17 protein-coding genes and 3 tRNA genes are annotated in these 16,354 nt (G+C 53.7%); 17 read left to right on the forward strand and 3 right to left on the reverse strand.

What is annotated here, in order from left to right; all coding sequences use genetic code 11:
• Nucleotides 1-13: 13 nt before the first annotated feature.
• The 9 genes from LOS15_RS01495 (at nucleotide 14) to LOS15_RS01535 (ending at nucleotide 7,178) form a co-directional block, all read left to right on the forward strand.
• Nucleotides 14-547, forward strand: coding sequence for a CinA family protein (locus LOS15_RS01495; protein WP_263067631.1), 534 nt, complete (start codon nucleotides 14-16; stop codon nucleotides 545-547).
• Nucleotides 548-636: 89 nt separating this feature from the next.
• Entirely contained in the window at nucleotides 637-1,701 is a 1,065-nt protein-coding gene (gene recA, locus LOS15_RS01500) for a recombinase RecA (RefSeq protein ID WP_263067632.1), read from the forward strand.
• 39 nt (nucleotides 1,702-1,740) lie between these two features.
• Complete coding sequence (locus LOS15_RS01505) at nucleotides 1,741-2,205, forward strand: regulatory protein RecX (protein WP_263067633.1); 465 nt, start codon at nucleotides 1,741-1,743, stop codon at nucleotides 2,203-2,205.
• A gap of 154 nt (nucleotides 2,206-2,359) precedes the next feature.
• Nucleotides 2,360-4,969, forward strand: coding sequence for an alanine--tRNA ligase (gene alaS / locus LOS15_RS01510; protein WP_263067634.1), 2,610 nt, complete (start codon nucleotides 2,360-2,362; stop codon nucleotides 4,967-4,969).
• A gap of 106 nt (nucleotides 4,970-5,075) precedes the next feature.
• Nucleotides 5,076-6,326 (forward strand): aspartate kinase, encoded by a 1,251-nt coding sequence (locus LOS15_RS01515; protein ID WP_263067635.1) that lies wholly within the window; start codon nucleotides 5,076-5,078, stop codon nucleotides 6,324-6,326.
• A gap of 194 nt (nucleotides 6,327-6,520) precedes the next feature.
• Nucleotides 6,521-6,709 (forward strand): carbon storage regulator CsrA, encoded by a 189-nt coding sequence (gene csrA, locus LOS15_RS01520; RefSeq protein ID WP_263067636.1) that lies wholly within the window; start codon nucleotides 6,521-6,523, stop codon nucleotides 6,707-6,709.
• 124 nt (nucleotides 6,710-6,833) lie between these two features.
• A tRNA-Ser gene (locus LOS15_RS01525) sits at nucleotides 6,834-6,926 on the forward strand.
• A gap of 30 nt (nucleotides 6,927-6,956) precedes the next feature.
• Nucleotides 6,957-7,033 (forward strand) — tRNA-Arg (locus tag LOS15_RS01530).
• Nucleotides 7,034-7,101: 68 nt separating this feature from the next.
• Nucleotides 7,102-7,178, forward strand: a tRNA-Arg gene (locus tag LOS15_RS01535).
• A 207-nt stretch (nucleotides 7,179-7,385) separates the two neighbouring features.
• Here the strand turns inward: LOS15_RS01535 and LOS15_RS01540 are convergent.
• Nucleotides 7,386-8,390 carry a tRNA dihydrouridine synthase gene (locus LOS15_RS01540; RefSeq protein ID WP_263067637.1) on the reverse strand — a complete coding sequence of 335 codons (1,005 nt, stop codon included), beginning with the start codon at nucleotides 8,388-8,390 and terminating at the stop codon, nucleotides 7,386-7,388.
• Between the two features lie 127 nt (nucleotides 8,391-8,517).
• Here LOS15_RS01540 and LOS15_RS01545 point away from each other — a divergent pair, with 127 nt between their 5' ends.
• The 3 genes from LOS15_RS01545 (at nucleotide 8,518) to LOS15_RS01555 (ending at nucleotide 12,027) form a co-directional block, all read left to right on the forward strand.
• On the forward strand, nucleotides 8,518-8,775 hold the full coding sequence (locus LOS15_RS01545; protein WP_263067638.1) for an OadG family protein: 258 nt from the start codon (nucleotides 8,518-8,520) through the stop codon (nucleotides 8,773-8,775).
• Nucleotides 8,776-8,868: 93 nt separating this feature from the next.
• Complete coding sequence (gene oadA / locus LOS15_RS01550; protein WP_263067639.1) at nucleotides 8,869-10,692, forward strand: sodium-extruding oxaloacetate decarboxylase subunit alpha; 1,824 nt, start codon at nucleotides 8,869-8,871, stop codon at nucleotides 10,690-10,692.
• A gap of 12 nt (nucleotides 10,693-10,704) precedes the next feature.
• Nucleotides 10,705-12,027: a sodium ion-translocating decarboxylase subunit beta gene (locus LOS15_RS01555; RefSeq protein WP_263067640.1), complete on the forward strand. Its 1,323-nt coding sequence runs from the start codon at nucleotides 10,705-10,707 to the stop codon at nucleotides 12,025-12,027.
• A 95-nt stretch (nucleotides 12,028-12,122) separates the two neighbouring features.
• Here the strand turns inward: LOS15_RS01555 and LOS15_RS01560 are convergent, their stop codons facing one another.
• Together LOS15_RS01560 and LOS15_RS01565 are read right to left on the reverse strand one after the other, a co-directional pair.
• The gene (locus tag LOS15_RS01560; RefSeq protein ID WP_263067641.1) at nucleotides 12,123-12,743 is read right to left on the reverse strand and encodes an IMPACT family protein; all 621 of its coding nucleotides are present in this window, start codon (nucleotides 12,741-12,743) and stop codon (nucleotides 12,123-12,125) included.
• A gap of 36 nt (nucleotides 12,744-12,779) precedes the next feature.
• Entirely contained in the window at nucleotides 12,780-13,184 is a 405-nt protein-coding gene (locus LOS15_RS01565; protein ID WP_263067642.1) for a LexA family protein, read from the reverse strand.
• 267 nt (nucleotides 13,185-13,451) lie between these two features.
• Between LOS15_RS01565 and ccmA the strand changes: the two genes are divergently transcribed.
• The 5 genes from ccmA to ccmE are packed head-to-tail and all read left to right on the forward strand — an operon-like array spanning nucleotide 13,452 to nucleotide 16,321.
• Nucleotides 13,452-14,072 (forward strand): cytochrome c biogenesis heme-transporting ATPase CcmA, encoded by a 621-nt coding sequence (ccmA, locus tag LOS15_RS01570; protein ID WP_263067643.1) that lies wholly within the window; start codon nucleotides 13,452-13,454, stop codon nucleotides 14,070-14,072.
• Between the two features lie 48 nt (nucleotides 14,073-14,120).
• Nucleotides 14,121-14,819, forward strand: a complete 699-nt coding sequence (gene ccmB / locus LOS15_RS01575; protein ID WP_263069586.1) for a heme exporter protein CcmB — start codon at nucleotides 14,121-14,123, stop codon at nucleotides 14,817-14,819.
• A 14-nt stretch (nucleotides 14,820-14,833) separates the two neighbouring features.
• Entirely contained in the window at nucleotides 14,834-15,574 is a 741-nt protein-coding gene (locus tag LOS15_RS01580) for a heme ABC transporter permease (protein ID WP_263067644.1), read from the forward strand.
• Nucleotides 15,574-15,822, forward strand: coding sequence for a heme exporter protein CcmD (gene ccmD / locus LOS15_RS01585; protein ID WP_263067645.1), 249 nt, complete (start codon nucleotides 15,574-15,576; stop codon nucleotides 15,820-15,822). Before LOS15_RS01580 ends, ccmD begins: the two co-directional genes overlap by 1 nt.
• Nucleotides 15,812-16,321 carry a cytochrome c maturation protein CcmE gene (gene ccmE, locus LOS15_RS01590; RefSeq protein ID WP_263067647.1) on the forward strand — a complete coding sequence of 170 codons (510 nt, stop codon included), beginning with the start codon at nucleotides 15,812-15,814 and terminating at the stop codon, nucleotides 16,319-16,321. The genes ccmD and ccmE overlap by 11 nt, the downstream gene beginning before the upstream one ends.
• The last annotated feature ends 33 nt before the right edge of the window (nucleotides 16,322-16,354 follow it).

Below are 16,354 nucleotides of genomic sequence, written 5' to 3' on the forward strand. Positions count from 1 at the left end.
TGAAGGAGTCACCATGACGCCCAGCGTTTCCAGCCTGAAGAACCTGGATTTATCGTTGCTTGCTCAGCGAATGGGAAGGTTATGCCAGCAGCTTGGCGTAGAAGTCACCACTGCAGAGTCTTGTACCGGTGGTGGTATCGCAAGTGCCATTACGTCGGTAGCGGGCAGTTCGGCTTATTTTACCGCCGGGTATGTGACGTATTCGAACGCCGCGAAGAGCCGTCTATTAAAGGTGCCAGAAGCTACCCTGGAAAGCGTTGGGGCGGTGAGTGAACCGGTCGTAAAAGCAATGGTAGCCGGTGCCTGCCGAGAAAGCGGCGCAGATGTAGCCGTGGCGGTGAGCGGTGTGGCAGGCCCGGAAGGCGGTAGCGAAGAAAAGCCGGTAGGTACCGTATGGTTGGCGTGGGGTAACGCTGAGGATCAGCAGGCCGAGTGTTTCCACTTTCCCGGCGACCGCCAGGCAGTGAGAGAGCAGGCCGTACGCGAAGCGCTAGCCGGATTGGTAGTGCGTCTCACCGAGCAGGCACAGGGTAGCAAAAAGAAATAATCGTTAAATATAGCGCTGAGGATTTGTTTAACCGCTAATCTTTGGCATACTACTGGCTAATTATACAGCTTGTTATGAGGAATCTCTGAATGGCTCAGGATGATAACCGCACAAAAGCACTCAATGCAGCGCTAAGCCAAATCGACCGTCAGTTTGGCAAAGGAACCGTCATGCGCTTAGGCGACGCGCCGCGCGTTGTGATGCCGTCGGTTTCAACCGGTTCGCTAGGGCTGGATATCGCACTTGGTATCGGCGGCTTGCCTTTCGGGCGCGTATGCGAAATCTTTGGTCCAGAGTCATCAGGGAAAACGACGCTGACGCTTTCAGTGATTGCTCAAGCGCAGAAGCAGGGCAAGGTGTGTGCCTTCGTAGACGCTGAGCATGCCCTTGACCCAAGCTATGCCGAAAAGCTCGGGGTCAATTTAGATGACCTGCTGGTTTCTCAGCCGGATACCGGTGAGCAAGCGTTAGAAATTACCGACATGCTGGTACGCTCTGGCGGTGTTGACGTGATTGTTATCGACTCTGTGGCGGCGTTAACACCGCGAGCTGAAATCGAAGGCGAAATGGGTGACTCCCACGTGGGCCTGCAGGCACGCTTGATGTCTCAGGCGCTGCGTAAAATTACCGGCAACATCAAAAATGCCAACTGCTTAGTGATCTTCATTAACCAGATTCGAATGAAAATTGGCGTGATGTTTGGCAGCCCTGAAACCACCACCGGTGGCAACGCGCTGAAGTTCTACTCCAGCGTGCGCTTAGATATTCGCCGCACGGGGTCGGTGAAAGTCGGTGACGAAGTCACCGGTAACGAAACGCGTGTCAAAGTCGTTAAAAATAAGGTGGCCCCCCCGTTCCGCCAAGCCGAGTTCCAGATTCTTTATGGCAAGGGTATCTACCATGCCGGTGAAGTGATTGACCTCGGTGTGCAGTGCAACTTAGTCGATAAAGCGGGCGCTTGGTACAGCTATAAAGGTAAAAAAATCGGCCAGGGTAAAGCGAATTCAGCTCTGTACCTGGAAGAACATCCAGAGATTATGCAAGAGATCGAAACCCAGATCCGTGAGCAGCTGTTAGCCAAACCAGATCCTAAGAAGGAAGAGACTGCGCCGGTGGCCGATGTTGCCGCAGACAGCGACGATGACGTGCTATAACCCCTTCGGGATGCGTTTTTGAAGTGATAGGGGGTCGCTATGTTTGCTTCTGGCGGTAACGCCACTCCGCGAGAGGTTGCGATTCAACTGCTAGCTCGGCGCGAGTACTCTCGCGCCGAGCTAGCCCGCAAGTTGCGTCAAAAAGAGTTTGAGCCTGATGCTATCGACAGCTGCCTAGATACTTTGGTTGAGCAATCGCTGCAGTCAGATGCACGGTTTGCAGAAAGTTTTATTCGCTCGCGCATTGCACGTGGGCAGGGCGTTATTCGCATCAAGGGAGAGCTACGTCAGCGGGGTGTGGATCAAGAAACGTTAACGACGGCCTTCGCCTCAGTAGAAGAGCGGGAAGCCGTGGATTGGTTTGAAATTGCCCGCGCAACCCTAGCGCGGCGTTACTCTTCTCCCGGTGATACGCCTAAAGAGCGCGGTAAGCGTGAACGTTTTTTGGCAACACGCGGCTTTGATTTCGAACAAATTCGTTACGCGCTCTCCTGCCTTTCCTAGCCTTTTTCTACCTAAATACGTCTTCTGTTTGGGCCACTGCCACTAACTGCGGCTTTAGTCGTTTGACAACTGCGTTATAATGGCTCTTTTGCGACCCCAGCGGGTAGCGGCATTAGCGCCCTGGGGCATCACGCTTTCTTGTCACGGATACCCTATGAAAAGCGCAGAGATCAGGCAGGCTTTTTTATCGTTTTTTGAAGACCAAGGGCACACGATTGTGCCTACCAGCTCCTTAGTGCCGGGTAACGATCCGACGCTACTCTTCACCAATGCCGGCATGGTGCCGTTTAAAGATGTGTTCCTGGGCCGGGACCCGCGCCCCTATGTGCGCGCCACCTCTGCTCAGCGCTGCGTGCGCGCAGGCGGTAAGCACAACGACTTAGATAACGTTGGCTATACAGCGCGCCACCATACGTTCTTTGAAATGCTGGGTAACTTTAGCTTTGGCGATTACTTCAAGCGAGATGCAATCCGCTTTGCTTGGGTGTTTTTAACCGAAACACTGGGGCTGCCGAAAGAGAAGCTTTGGGTCACGGTGCATATCAGCGACGATGAAGCCGAGCGCATCTGGAAAGATGAAATCGGTATCGACCCTGAGCGCTTCTCCAAGCTGGATGAAGATAACTTCTGGCAGATGGGCGATACCGGCCCCTGCGGCCCCAGCTCCGAAATTTTCTTCGATCACGGCCCAAATGTTTGGGGTGGCCCGCCAGGAAGTCCGGAAGAGGATGGTGATCGCTACATCGAGATCTGGAACTTGGTGTTCATGCAGTTTGATCGCGATGCCCAAGGCACGCTGAATCCGCTGCCAAAGCCGTCGATTGATACCGGAATGGGCTTAGAGCGCGTGGCTGCTGTTATGCAGGGCGTGCACTCTAACTATGAAATTGATCTGTTTCAAAACCTACTCAAGGCCGCTGCCGATGCCACCGGCCACAGCGATACCTCGACGCCATCGCTGCGCGTGATTGCTGACCACATTCGCTCCTGTGCCTTCTTGATTGCTGACGGCGTGCTGCCCTCCAATGAAGGTCGTGGTTATGTGCTGCGCCGGATCATTCGTCGGGCGATTCGTCACGGCCACAAGCTGGGCGCCGCTGAGCCGTTCTTCCACAAGCTCGTGAGCGCGCTAGATGCTGAAATGGGCGAGGCTTATCCCGAGCTACACGAAGCCAGTGGGCAGATCGCCCGCGTACTACTGAAAGAAGAGGAGCAGTTTGCCCGTACGCTAGATCATGGTATGGGCCTGCTGAACGCGGTGCTTGAGGAGCTTCAAGGTGACGTGCTGCCCGGTGAAACCGTGTTCAAACTCTACGACACCTACGGCTTTCCCTTTGATTTAACCGCCGACGTTTGCCGCGAACGGGAAGTGTCCCTGGATGAAGCCGGTTTCCAGCGTGAGCTAGAAGCACAGCGTGAGCGGGCGCGTGCCGCCAGCCAGTTTGGCGCCGATTACACCGCTTCCATTGAACTGGAAGGCGAAACCCAGTTCACTGGCTATGAGGTGCTGGAAGATCAAGCGACCGTTACCGCCATTGTGGATAGTGAAGGCAACGACCTAGCCGCGCTGGAAGCAGGCCAGAAGGGAACGGTGGTATTGGATCGCACGCCATTCTATGGAGAGTCTGGCGGCCAGGTGGGTGATACCGGCTACTTGCACGTCGATGGCGGTCGCTTCCAGGTGACAGATACCCAGAAGCAGAGCAGCCACCACCTTCACCAAGGCGTGATGGTTGAGGGTACGCTGAGCGTCGGTGCCAGCGTGCGCGGTGAGGTGGATGCAAGCCTGCGCGGCGCGACGATTCGCAATCACTCAGCGACCCACCTGTTACACAAAGCGCTGCGCATGGTATTGGGCGATCACGTTCAGCAGAAAGGCTCGCTGGTTAACGCGGAGCGCCTGCGTTTCGACTTTAGCCACTTTGAGCCAATGACCGCCGAACAGCTTGCTGAAGTCGAACGCATCGTTAACGAGCAGATCCTGGCCAACGCACCGACCAAAATCGAGCAGATGAGCCTGGCGGACGCTAAGGCCAAAGGCGCAGCTGCCCTGTTTGAGGCTAAATATGCGGATAACGTGCGTGTACTGACTATTGGCGCCGATGACTTCTCTATCGAACTGTGTGGCGGTACTCATGTGGCCCGCAGTGGTGACATTGGCTGCTGCCATGTGGTGAGCGAGGTGGGCATTGCCTCCGGTGTGCGCCGTATTGAGGCTATTACGGGTGAAAACGCGCTGGCTTACTTCCGTGAGCAAGAAGCCCGCGTACAGCGCCTTGGCGAGCGCCTGAAAACTAAGCCCGAGCAGGTAGAAGCGCGCGTTGAATCTCTGGTGGAGCGTAATCGTAGCCTAGAAAAAGAGCTTGAACAGTTGAAAGCCAAGCTCGCGAGCGCGGCAGGCAGCGATATGCTCAGCCAGGTGCAAGAGGTTAATGGCGTTAAACTGCTGGTGACGCAGCTTGAAGGCGTTTCAGGTAAAGATTTGCGCGGTATTTTGGATCAGTTGAAAAACAAGCTTGGTTCAGGCGTTGTCATGCTGGGTACGGCGGATGCCACGGCGGGTAAGGTCAGCTTGATTGCTGGTGTAACCCAGGATTTGACCAACCGCGTCAAAGCAGGTGAGTTGGTGAACCACGTGGCTTCCCAAGTAGGCGGCAAAGGTGGTGGCCGTCCAGATATGGCACAAGCGGGCGGTAGTCAGCCCGACGCCCTGCCGGATGCGTTGAGCAGCGTTCCGGCTTGGTTGGAAAACACGCTTAGCTAATTATTAAGGCCGGTGGCATTATCTGCTACCGGCCTTTTTATTAGTTAAGTAAATTAGCAATAACAACATTCACCCTCCATTCCCGAACCCATAGGAAAAACGGCATATGGCATTATACGTTCAGAAGTTCGGCGGCACCTCGGTGGGCTCTGTCGACCGTATCAAGGCCGTGGCGGAAAAGGTCAAAGGCTTTCGTGATCAAGGCCACCAGGTAGTGGTCGTGGTCTCTGCAATGAGCGGCGAAACGAATCGCCTGACTGAGATGGCGCAGGCGCTTAACGATGAGCCCGCACCGCGCGAAATGGATATGCTGCTGTCGACTGGCGAGCAGGTCACTATTTCGTTGTTGGCGATGGCACTCCAGCACATTGGGGTTTCTGCCACGTCTCACACGGGGGCTCAGGTAGGGATTCATACCGATAGTGCTTACACTAAGGCGCGCATCCAGCGCATTGAAACCGACGATCTGAAAGCTGACCTAGATTCAGGCAAGGTAGTGGTGGTAGCTGGTTTCCAGGGCGTTGATGAGAACGGCAATATTACGACGCTGGGGCGCGGCGGTTCAGATACGACTGGTGTTGCACTGGCGGCGGCGCTAGGGGCCGATGAGTGCCAAATCTATACGGATGTAGACGGTGTTTACACCACTGACCCCCGTGTATGCTCCAAAGCGCAACGCCTTGAGAGCATTACAGTGGAAGAAATGCTTGAACTGGCGAGCTTAGGCTCCAAAGTGCTGCAAATTCGTGCGGTAGAGTTTGCAGGTAAGTACAACGTTCCGCTGCGGGTGCTATCGAGCTTTGAAGACGGCCCTGGCACTTTGATTGTTGCAGACTCAGACCAAGACGAGGACTCTATGGAAGAACCGCTAATCTCCGGTATCGCGTTTACCAAAAACGAAGCCAAGCTTACTCTGTTGAACACACCTGATGTGCCTGGCGTGGCCTCACGTATTTTAGGACCCATTGCTGACGCGAATATCGAAGTGGATATGATCGTTCAGAACGTGGCGCCAGCAGGGGACTACACAGACTTTACCTTTACCGTGGCTAAAGGTGACTACAAAGCGACTAAGAAGCTTCTTGAAGAGACCGTTATCCCTGATTTAGGCGGTGGCGAGCTGCGCGGTGATGATAATATTGCCAAGGTATCGTTAGTAGGCGTCGGTATGCGCTCTCATGCGGGGGTTGCTTCTAAAATGTTCCGCGTCCTGGCTGATGAAAACGTCAATATCCGTATGGTGTCGACCTCTGAAATTAAAATTTCCGTTGTTATTGACGAAAAACATATGGAGCTTGCGGTTAACGCGTTACACAAGGCTTTCGGCTTAGATAAGACAAATATAGAATCTGAATAACAATTATGCCTTAAACCTTCTACGCTGAAGGGTAACTCGCTACTGAGTGGTGGTGAGCTTTCTTTCAACGGGAGGTTAAGGTGTCATGGAGCCAGAGAGCCTTGGTGACGGCGACGCCATGCAGCATAATAGGGTGGCGTCGCTTCTGGCGGACACATCCCGTTGTACTAAAACGTCTGAGAAGGAGATCAGCCATGCTCATCCTAACCCGCCGCGTTGGCGAAACGCTGATGATTGGTGATGAAGTGACCGTCACGGTGCTCGGTGTAAAAGGCAACCAAGTGCGTATTGGTGTGAATGCACCAAAAGATGTCGCGGTTCACCGCGAAGAGATTTATCAGCGTATTCAGCGTGAGCGTAGTAACGAAAGTGACGCCGAGTAAGTGGCCGTGATTGTCACGCCCAGCGTAGGGCGTTTGAGCGGTAAGCGTTGGTCGGTGCGAAAAATATTAGGAGAAGACTAGACAAAGGACGTCATAATCGGTAATATTCGCGCCGTGCCGTTGAGGAGAGGTGGCCGAGTGGCTGAAGGCGCTCCCCTGCTAAGGGAGTATAGGGTTTATAGCCCTATCGAGGGTTCGAATCCCTCTCTCTCCGCCAACTGCATTATGTAGCATCACAATTTGATACGCGCCCGTAGCTCAGCTGGATAGAGTACCTGACTACGAATCAGGGGGTCGGAGGTTCGAATCCTCCCGGGCGCGCCAAGTTGCAAGAGTAAGTGTTTGATGTTACAGTAATTTCATTGCTTGCTGTATTAAGTAATGAACGTTAAGCGCCCGTAGCTCAGCTGGATAGAGTACCTGACTACGAATCAGGGGGTCGGAGGTTCGAATCCTCCCGGGCGCGCCAGAATTTAAAAACCCGCTCTCAAAGAGAGCGGGTTTTCTGTTTTCTAGCCTGATCAACGTGGCTCGCACGTTGGTCTTGCGATCGTGTAAAGCGCCCCCGCATTTGCGGTAGGGCGCTTTTTTTTGCTCCACTCGATCTATCTGTTAGGTGATGCGCTGCGCGGCCGCGCTGTATTGGGTACTGTTGTTAGTGGATGCTATACATTGCCTACGCCGGTTCACAGGTAGGGCGTAAGGTGCTGCTGGGTAATAAGTTAGTTAATAGCGTATCAAGGTCCGTCAGGCGCTTTAAACGCTGAAAGTGTCGGTCGGCCTCTGCGTTGCCTTGGCGCATTTGCGCTAGCCACTGTTTTACGAGTGATACGACGACACGATCAGGCAGCCCCTGTCGCTGTATGGCGGCATACTCTTTGAGCATGCTGACCCGCATATCCCAGGTAGTATCAGGAAGCCGCTCGCCGGTTCGCTGCCAGTGGCGTATGCGGGGGGCAAGCCAAGGGTCTGCTAGCGCGCTTCGTCCCAGCATAACATCGCGACAGCCGGAGAGCGTTCGTGCTTTCCAGTAGTCTTCGAGTGTCCATATATCCCCGTTGGCGACCACAGGAATAGACACCTGGTGGCGTATTTTGCTGATCCATTCCCAGTGGGCGGGTGGACGGTAACCCTCATCTCGGGTTCGGCCGTGCACCACCAGTCGCGCGGCCCCGCCTGCTTGTGTGGCCTGCGCGCAAGCCACCGCTAAGCGACGATCAGAGAAGCCAAGACGAATCTTGGCCGTCACCGGTATTTGGCCTTCCAGGGCCTCGGCAACCGCTTTTACCGCGTGGTAAACCCGTTCTGGGCGACGTAGGAGTGAGGCACCGCCGTCGTGGCGATTTACCAGCTTTGCCGGGCAGCCGAAGTTTAGATCGATACTGAGTGCGCCCAAAGAAAGCGCCTGGCGAGCGTTTTCAGCCAGTGCCGCTGGGTCAGAGCCCAATAGTTGAAGATGCACCGGTACGCCGCTGGGTGTGGCAACGGGGCGTTGACTAAGCTCGGGGCAGTGTCGGTAAAACACGCGCGGCGGAAGGCGTGCGTCAACTACCCGCACAAACTCAGTCACCGACCAGTCAAAACCTGCTTGCCGGGTGAGTAAGTCGCGGGTGAGCGCATCAATAACGCCCTCCATGGGCGCAAGGCCTATTTCGCCGTTTTGTAGTAAATTAACAACCATGACTTCCACTATGGCGCCATTGCAATCTATCCTAGGTGTGGCAGGTTAGTGCATAGTCCTCACTGCGCCAAGTGCCTTAGTAGGCTTTTGAGGTGCCGATAAGCATTTGAAATAAGGAGAATGCGGTATGCAAGAGTCAGAGTTGCTCCAGGAGGGTTTGGCCTTGATGGGCCTTGGTATGGGGTTTGTTTTTGTTTTTCTTACGGTTTTGGTGGTTAGCGTTACGCTAATGTCAACGTTGATTGGCCGCTTTCAGCCAGTGCCGACGGCGGTGCCTAGCCGGGGAAATGGCAAAAAAACGACGGCAGCAACGAATCAAGACGATGAGGTGTTGGCCGTGATTAGTGCCGCTGTTCACCGTTATCGCTCTTCGCGACGTCCTTGAGCAGCATTTTTTGTAGTTATCTTTCCTTGCTGCTAGCACTTTCTTTGTTAAATTTACTACAAATTCATAACGTACCAACTGTGAGCCACGACCATGAACGAAACAAAACGTCCTCTGGGAATCACTGATGTTGTCCTCCGCGATGCCCATCAATCGCTGTTTGCTACCCGGTTACGTCTTGATGACATGCTGCCGATTGCTGAAAAGCTCGATAAAGTGGGTTATTGGTCGCTTGAAACCTGGGGTGGCGCTACCTTTGATGCGTGCATTCGTTACCTGGGCGAAGATCCATGGGAGCGCATTCGTGCGCTGAAGGAAGCGATGCCTAATACACCCCAGGCGATGCTGCTACGCGGTCAGAACCTGCTGGGCTACCGTCACTACGCCGACGATGTCGTCGATAAGTTTGTTGAGCGCGCAAAAACGAACGGTGTTGACGTCTTTCGCGTATTTGATGCGATGAATGACCCACGCAACCTGGAGCGTGCAATAAAAGCGGTGCGCCAAGTGGGTGGCCATGCGCAAGGGACTATTTCTTACACGGTAAGCCCGGTACATACCCTGGATAGCTGGGTAGATCTAGCCAAAACCATTGCCGCAATGGGTGCTGATTCGCTGGCTATCAAGGATATGGCGGGGCTGCTAACGCCCTATATCGCATACGAGTTAGTGACACGGCTGAAAAAAGAGCTGTCGATTCCGGTGCACTTGCACTGCCATGCCACTACGGGGCTCTCTACCTCTACCATCCTTAAAGCGGTGGAAGCGGGCGTGGACAATGTCGATACTGCTATCTCTTCTATGTCGATGACTTATGGCCATAGCCCCACTGAGTCTGTGGTTGCGATGCTTAAAGATACCGGCCGAGATACTGGGCTGGATTTGGAGCTTTTAGAAGATATCGCTAGCTATTTCCGCGAAGTGCGTAAAAAGTACGCCGCTTTTGAGGGGTCCCTCAAAGGTATCGACTCGCGCATTCTCATCGCTCAGGTGCCGGGCGGCATGCTCACCAACATGGAGGGCCAGTTAAAAGAGCAGGGCGCTGGTGACAAGTTGGATGATGTGCTGAATGAAATCCCTCGTGTGCGCGAAGATCTCGGCTTTATTCCGTTGGTAACGCCGACATCGCAGATTGTGGGCACCCAAGCCGTTATGAACGTCATGATGGGGGAACGCTACAAGTCAATCTCCAAAGAAGTTCAGGCGCTATTAAAAGGAGAGTACGGCTCCGCGCCTGCGCCGTTTAATGCAGAGCTGCAAAAGCGTGTGCTTGAAGGCGGCGAGCCGATTACTTGTCGCCCAGCGGATAATCTGTCGCCTGAGATGGATAAGTTGGCGGCTGAGCTCAAAGAAAACGCTAGTGCAGATAACATTCGTTTAGCCGACGGCGAGCGGGAAATAGATGATGTGCTGACGTACGCGTTATTCCCACAGATTGGCTTGAAGTTCCTGAAAAACCGCGATAACCCAGATGCCTTTGAGCCAGCGCCCCAGGCGCCTGAGGCGAGTGCGTCAAAAGCGCCTGCCAAGGTCGAAAAGAGTGCCAACGTCCCGGTGGCCGCGAGCGGTCCAGAAACCTATACCGTGAAGCTTAACGGCAAAGCGTTTGTGGTGGAGGTCTCCGAAGGGGGCGACATCAGTGAGGTGAAAGAGCAGACGACGAGTGCCTCAAAAGAGCCGGCGGCCAGCAATGAAGTTGAAAGCAGCGGCGAAAGCATTGATGCACCGCTAGCGGGCAATATCTTCAAAGTCAATGTGCGTCCTGGCGACCAAGTAGCGGAAGGCGATGTGGTGATTATTTTGGAAGCCATGAAAATGGAAACCGAAGTTCGCGCCAGCAGTGCCGGTACCGTATCGAAAGTTAACGTCAGCGAGGGTGACAGTGTCACCGTCGGCGATTCGCTGATCGAGCTTTAAGGGCATTCGGCAATGGATAAGTTAATCACCTTATGGGAGGGCTCGGGGCTTTATAACCTCGAGCTTGGTCAGGCGGTCATGATTTTGGTAGGGCTCGGGTTGCTCTACCTCGCCATCTACAAGAAGTTTGAGCCATTGCTGCTAGTGCCGATTGGGTTTGGCGGTATTCTTGCCAACATCCCTGAGGCAGGCTTGGCAATTTCTGCGTTAGATCAGGCGATCGAGGTCGCAAAACCCGCTGTACTGCAACAAATGGCCACTGCGCTGGGCGCTACCCTTGATCCATTAAGCGGTGTAGAAGCGTGGCGTGAGACGCTGAAGACGATCGCTTACGATACTGCGGCACCGGATCAGTTGCGTGCGGCGAAAGACGTTGCCATGAACGTTGGCTACGGCGATGGCATGCTTTATAGCTTCTATAATGTAGCGATTGCCTCAGGTATTGCCCCGCTGCTCATCTTTATGGGTGTGGGGGCAATGACCGACTTTGGCCCGTTGCTGGCTAACCCGCGTACGCTCTTTTTAGGGGCAGCTGCTCAGTTTGGTATTTTTGCCACGCTGTTTGGTGCCGTTGCGCTCTCTTCGCTGGGGGTTATGGACTTCTCCCTCAACCAAGCGGCAGCCATTGGTATTATCGGTGGTGCTGACGGCCCGACCTCTATTTACGTGTCGAGTGTCCTTGCTCCTGAGCTGCTGGGTGCGATTGCGGTGGCAGCGTATGCCTACATGGCGCTTGTGCCGCTGATTCAGCCGCCCATCATGCGCCTGTTGACCACCCAGAAAGAGCGTAAAATCACCATGACGCAGCTGCGTCCAGTATCCAAGCTGGAGAAAATTGTTTTCCCGCTGATGCTGCTAATATTGGTTGCGCTCTTTTTGCCCGATGCAGCGCCGCTGTTAGGCATGTTCTGCTTTGGTAATTTGATGCGTGAGTGCGGTGTAGTTGAGCGTTTATCAGATACCGCGCAAAATGCGTTGATCAATATCGTGACGATTATCTTAGGGCTATCGGTAGGCTCTAAGCTGATGGCAGAAAGCTTTCTAACGTTCGAAACGCTAGGAATCTTAGGCTTGGGTATTGTTGCATTTGGGATTGGTACCGCCGCAGGCGTGTTGATGGCGAAGCTGATGAACGTAGTGAGCAAAATGCCGATTAACCCGTTGATTGGTGCCGCTGGGGTTTCGGCAGTGCCAATGGCGGCTCGTGTAGCCAATAAAGTGGGCTTGGAGTCTAACCCGCATAACTTCCTGCTAATGCATGCCATGGGGCCCAACGTAGCAGGCGTTATTGGCTCTGCCGTGGCGGCTGGGGTAATGATTAAGTATTTAGGCTAGTGTTAGGGACTACCCGGCATTAGCAACATGTCATGCCCGATAACGCAGCTTGCTAAGCAAGCTGCGTTTTTTTGGTGCTGCTTTTTAGCAAACAGCTACAGCACTTTGTGGATAGTGAGAGGCATTTTTAGGCGGTTTTCTAACGCTTCAAGGCTAAGAGGGACGTCTTGAGGCCAGCCAACGGTCATACCGACACCTTTGCTGTCGTAGTCGACGTGCTGAATGGGAATCTGCTGCTCGTCGCACCAGGCGCGCACTATTGCCTCATGGGCAAAACTTACGCGCAGCAGGTAATTTTCCCGCTCAATTATCTCTCGCGTCGGTAGTGTCTCTAGCCCGGCATTGACCGCTTGGGCATAGGCACGGGCGAGTCCCCCGGTGCCTAATTTAGTGCCACCAAAGTAACGAGTTACAACACAGCCGATTTCACCTAACCCGCTGCCCAACAAAGCTTGATACATAGGTCTTCCTGCTGTTCCTCCGGGTTCGCCATCATCTGAAAAACCAATATGCGTTTGCTCTCCAGGTGGGCCGGCAATAAAAGCGCTGCAGTGATGGCTAGCGTTGGGGTGGGCCGTTTTGGCTGCTTGAAGCAGCGCATCAAAGGCTTCTTTGTTCGGTGCATGGCACACCCAGGTGAGAAACTGGCTTTTTTCTACCTCGATAACGGCAGTGTGCCACTGTGTGGGGGGTAAATCAGGGATGCGATAACGCACTCATTACTCCTGGGAGTCGTGAGGCCGGGGTGAGCCTTAATGATGCCGTGGTGGTGAGTCATGATGCTCAATACCCATCACCATACCTAAAACTTGAATATCACAATTATGCAGGAATACCGCAGGGGTTGCTGCGTCTTCAGGCAATAAATGGACGCCCAAACGACTAATCGAGAGCTGCTTTAACGCAACTTCACGCTGATTAATAGTCGCAACCGCCATTTCATGCTGGGAGTCATACTGATAACGGCGAATGATAATAACATCGCCATCGAATAAGTTGCTGTCGTGCATGCGGTCACCGCGCACTTTGAGTGCGTAGGTGTTGCGCCGTGTAATGTGTGAAGTGTTAGCTTCTCGCACGACCGTAGAGGATCGTGGTGTTGGCTGAAAGGGGGTGCTAGGTGTAGGGCGTGTTGCGAGCATCGACGTTGTCATCATGATTTCTCCAATGCAGCGCCCGTTCCTTAGGCGTTTGGTTAAAATGAGTGCTGTTTTTTTATAAAGTGTTTTTTCATACAGTATTCACAGTATAAGCCTGTTTTTGCATACAGTTCCAGTGGTGGGTTTTTCGTTATTCCTCGCACACATTTTTTGTGCCTTTATTGCGATATGTCATGCTGCGACCCAAGGCCGCAGAGTGCGACTGGCGAGAAAGTGGCTTTCCGTGTAGAGTTCGACCCGAATTCTATGTGGCTGGAGAAAGCTTTGAGCCTGTGCCTGCAAGCCCGCCAGCTGGCCTGTGAACGCGATGACCGTTGGCTATTTGAAGGGCTCGATCTTGATATTCACAGTGGTGAGATCGTGCGCATTGAAGGGCCCAATGGCAGCGGCAAAACAACGCTGTTGAAAATTCTCTCGGGTCAGCTGAGTGACTATCATGGCGAGCTTTACTGGAATGGCGCATTAATGCGTGAAGGTCGTGAACATTTTCTCGCCAATTTGCTCTATTTAGGACACGCCCCTGGGGTTAAATCAGGACTAACCCCCTTAGAAAACCTAGCCTGGTATCAGGCGCTTAGTGGTGAGTCGGGGTCTGAAGAGCAGCGTGAAGAGGCCCTGGCTAATGTGGGGTTAAGAGGTTTTGAAGACGTACCAGCAGGTCAGCTTTCTGCGGGCCAGCAGCGCCGGGTGGCGCTGGCAAGGTTAACGCTTACCCCGCGTGCCCTCTGGGTGCTGGATGAGCCATTTACCGCCATTGATCGTGATGGGGTGGCAGCACTTGAGGCGCAGCTTGTTACGCATGCAAAGGCGGGGGGATGTGTACTGGTTACCACCCACCATGAGCTAACCGCTTCACCCGTGCTTAGAAGAGTACAGTTGGGGTAAAAGGAGATAGTGTTGCCCAGTACAAATGCCACCGCCAGTGCTCCAGTAATGCTTATGTACGAGCCCCAAGGAGGGCTTCTAGTGGCACTAAGCGCCACGCTTAAGCGTGATTTAACGCTGATGCTGCGTAGGCGAGGGGAAGTGCTTAATCCGCTGGTGTTTTTTGCCCTAGTGATCACCCTTTTTCCTATCGGTATTTCGCCTGACCCTCAGCTATTAGCGGTTATTGCTCCAGGGTTACTGTGGGTGGCGGCATTATTGGCAGCGCTGCTTTCTTTAGATAGCCTGTTTCGCAGCGATTACGAAGATGGCAGCCTGGAGCAAATGCTGTTAGCACCGCAGCCTCTGGCAGCATTAGGCTTAGCAAAAGTGGCGGTGCATTGGCTGCTGACCGGGTTGCCTCTGGCACTAATGGCGCCAGTGCTCGGCATTATGCTGGCACTTCCCGCTGGCAGCTATCTGGTACTAGCACTTTCATTGGCACTGGGTACGGCTAGCTTAAGCTTAATTGGTGCGATTGGCGCCGCGCTAACCGTAGGCTTGGCACGGGGAGGGGTACTGCTCTCGTTGCTGGTACTGCCGCTGTATATTCCAATACTTATTTTTGGAGCCGGTGCGGTACAGGCCGCGATTATGGGCGATGGCGTGGCGGCACACTTGGCAATTCTGGGCGCGTTATTGGCTATGGCGTTGATGCTTTCACCCTGGGCAATTGCCGCGTCACTTCGCATCAGTATCAACGGCTAAAGGACGGAAAATCCATGTGGGCCTTTATTAACAAACTAAGATCACCCAAGTGGTTTTACACGATTAGCGCAAAGCTGCAGCCCTGGTTTTGGGCAGTAGCCGCGTTGCTGTTGATAGTCGGTACGGTTTGGGGGCTTGTCTTTGCACCTGCGGATTATCAGCAGGGGAATAGTTTCCGTATTATTTACGTTCATGTGCCAGCGGCTTTTTTAGCCCAGTCGGTTTTTGTTTCCATGGCCATCACTGGGCTGGTGTTTATGGTGTGGAAAATCAAAATCGCTGATATGGCCGCGACCGTAATGGCGCCACTAGGCGCGGCGATGACATTCATCGCGCTTTTTTCGGGGGCGGTGTGGGGAGTGCCCACTTGGGGAACGTGGTGGATGTGGGATGCACGTCTCACTTCAATGCTGATTTTACTGTTTTTATACTTGGGCGTTATTGCCTTACGGGGAGCGTTTAGCAGTCGCGATAGCGGCTCACGCGCAGCCTCCGTATTGGCGATGGTGGGGGTTATCAATATCCCGATTATTAAATACTCGGTGGATTGGTGGTACACGCTTCATCAGCCCGCCACCTTTACGATCACTGGCCGAGCGGCGATGCCGATGGAAATGTGGGCACCGCTACTGATTATGGTGTTGGGGTTTTACAGCTTTTTTATTGGCTTAACGCTAATGCGCACGCGTAGCGAGATCTTACGCCGTGAGGCCAGCAAGCGCTGGGTGCGTGATTTGATAGAGGAGTCGCACTAATGGCTTTCTCGTCGATGAATGAATTTCTCGCAATGGGCGGTCATGGGCCTTACGTATGGGCTGCCTGGGGCGTTACTGCGCTGCTGTTTTTAGTCATCTTGTGGCATGCACGACGGGAACGTCGCCAGTTGCTTAACGGCTTGAAGCGTCGTGCTCGCCGTGAAAGACAGGCGAACAGCTACCCACCAACAACAGCAGCGCAGGCACCGGTTAAACCTGTTCAAGGGGACGTTCATCATGACGCCTAAACGTAAGCAAAAGCTATTTGTCATTTTAGGGTTAGTCTCATTAACGGCAATTGCCGTGGGGCTGACCCTTTATGCGCTGCGTGCCAACATCAATCTGTTCTTCAGTCCGGTACAAATTGCCCAAGGTGATGCGCCTATCGAACGTCAAATCCGCGCGGGTGGAATGGTAAAAGAGGGGTCGGTTTCACGCGACCGAGAAAGCTTAAATGTTGAGTTTTTGGTGACGGACTACGTCGATGATCTTAACGTTTATTACAGTGGGATTTTGCCGGACCTCTTCCGTGAAGGGCAAGGAGTGGTCGTCGTTGGTGAGCTACAGGCCGATGGACGTTTCCGCGCTGACCAGGTGCTGGCACGCCATGATGAAAATTATATGCCGCCAGAAGTCGCGCAAGCGCTGGAGGAAGCTGGCTACTCGCCTGCAGACTTCCAAGCGAAAGCGGCTAAAGTCGGCGAACGGTTGGAGCAAGAAGGCGTTCCACACGCTAGCGAATACTAACAACGCTCAGGCTGCCCTGCTGCGCAGCATGCT

The sequence above is a fragment of the Halomonas sp. 7T genome (assembly GCF_025643255.1).
Taxonomy (GTDB): domain Bacteria; phylum Pseudomonadota; class Gammaproteobacteria; order Pseudomonadales; family Halomonadaceae; genus Vreelandella.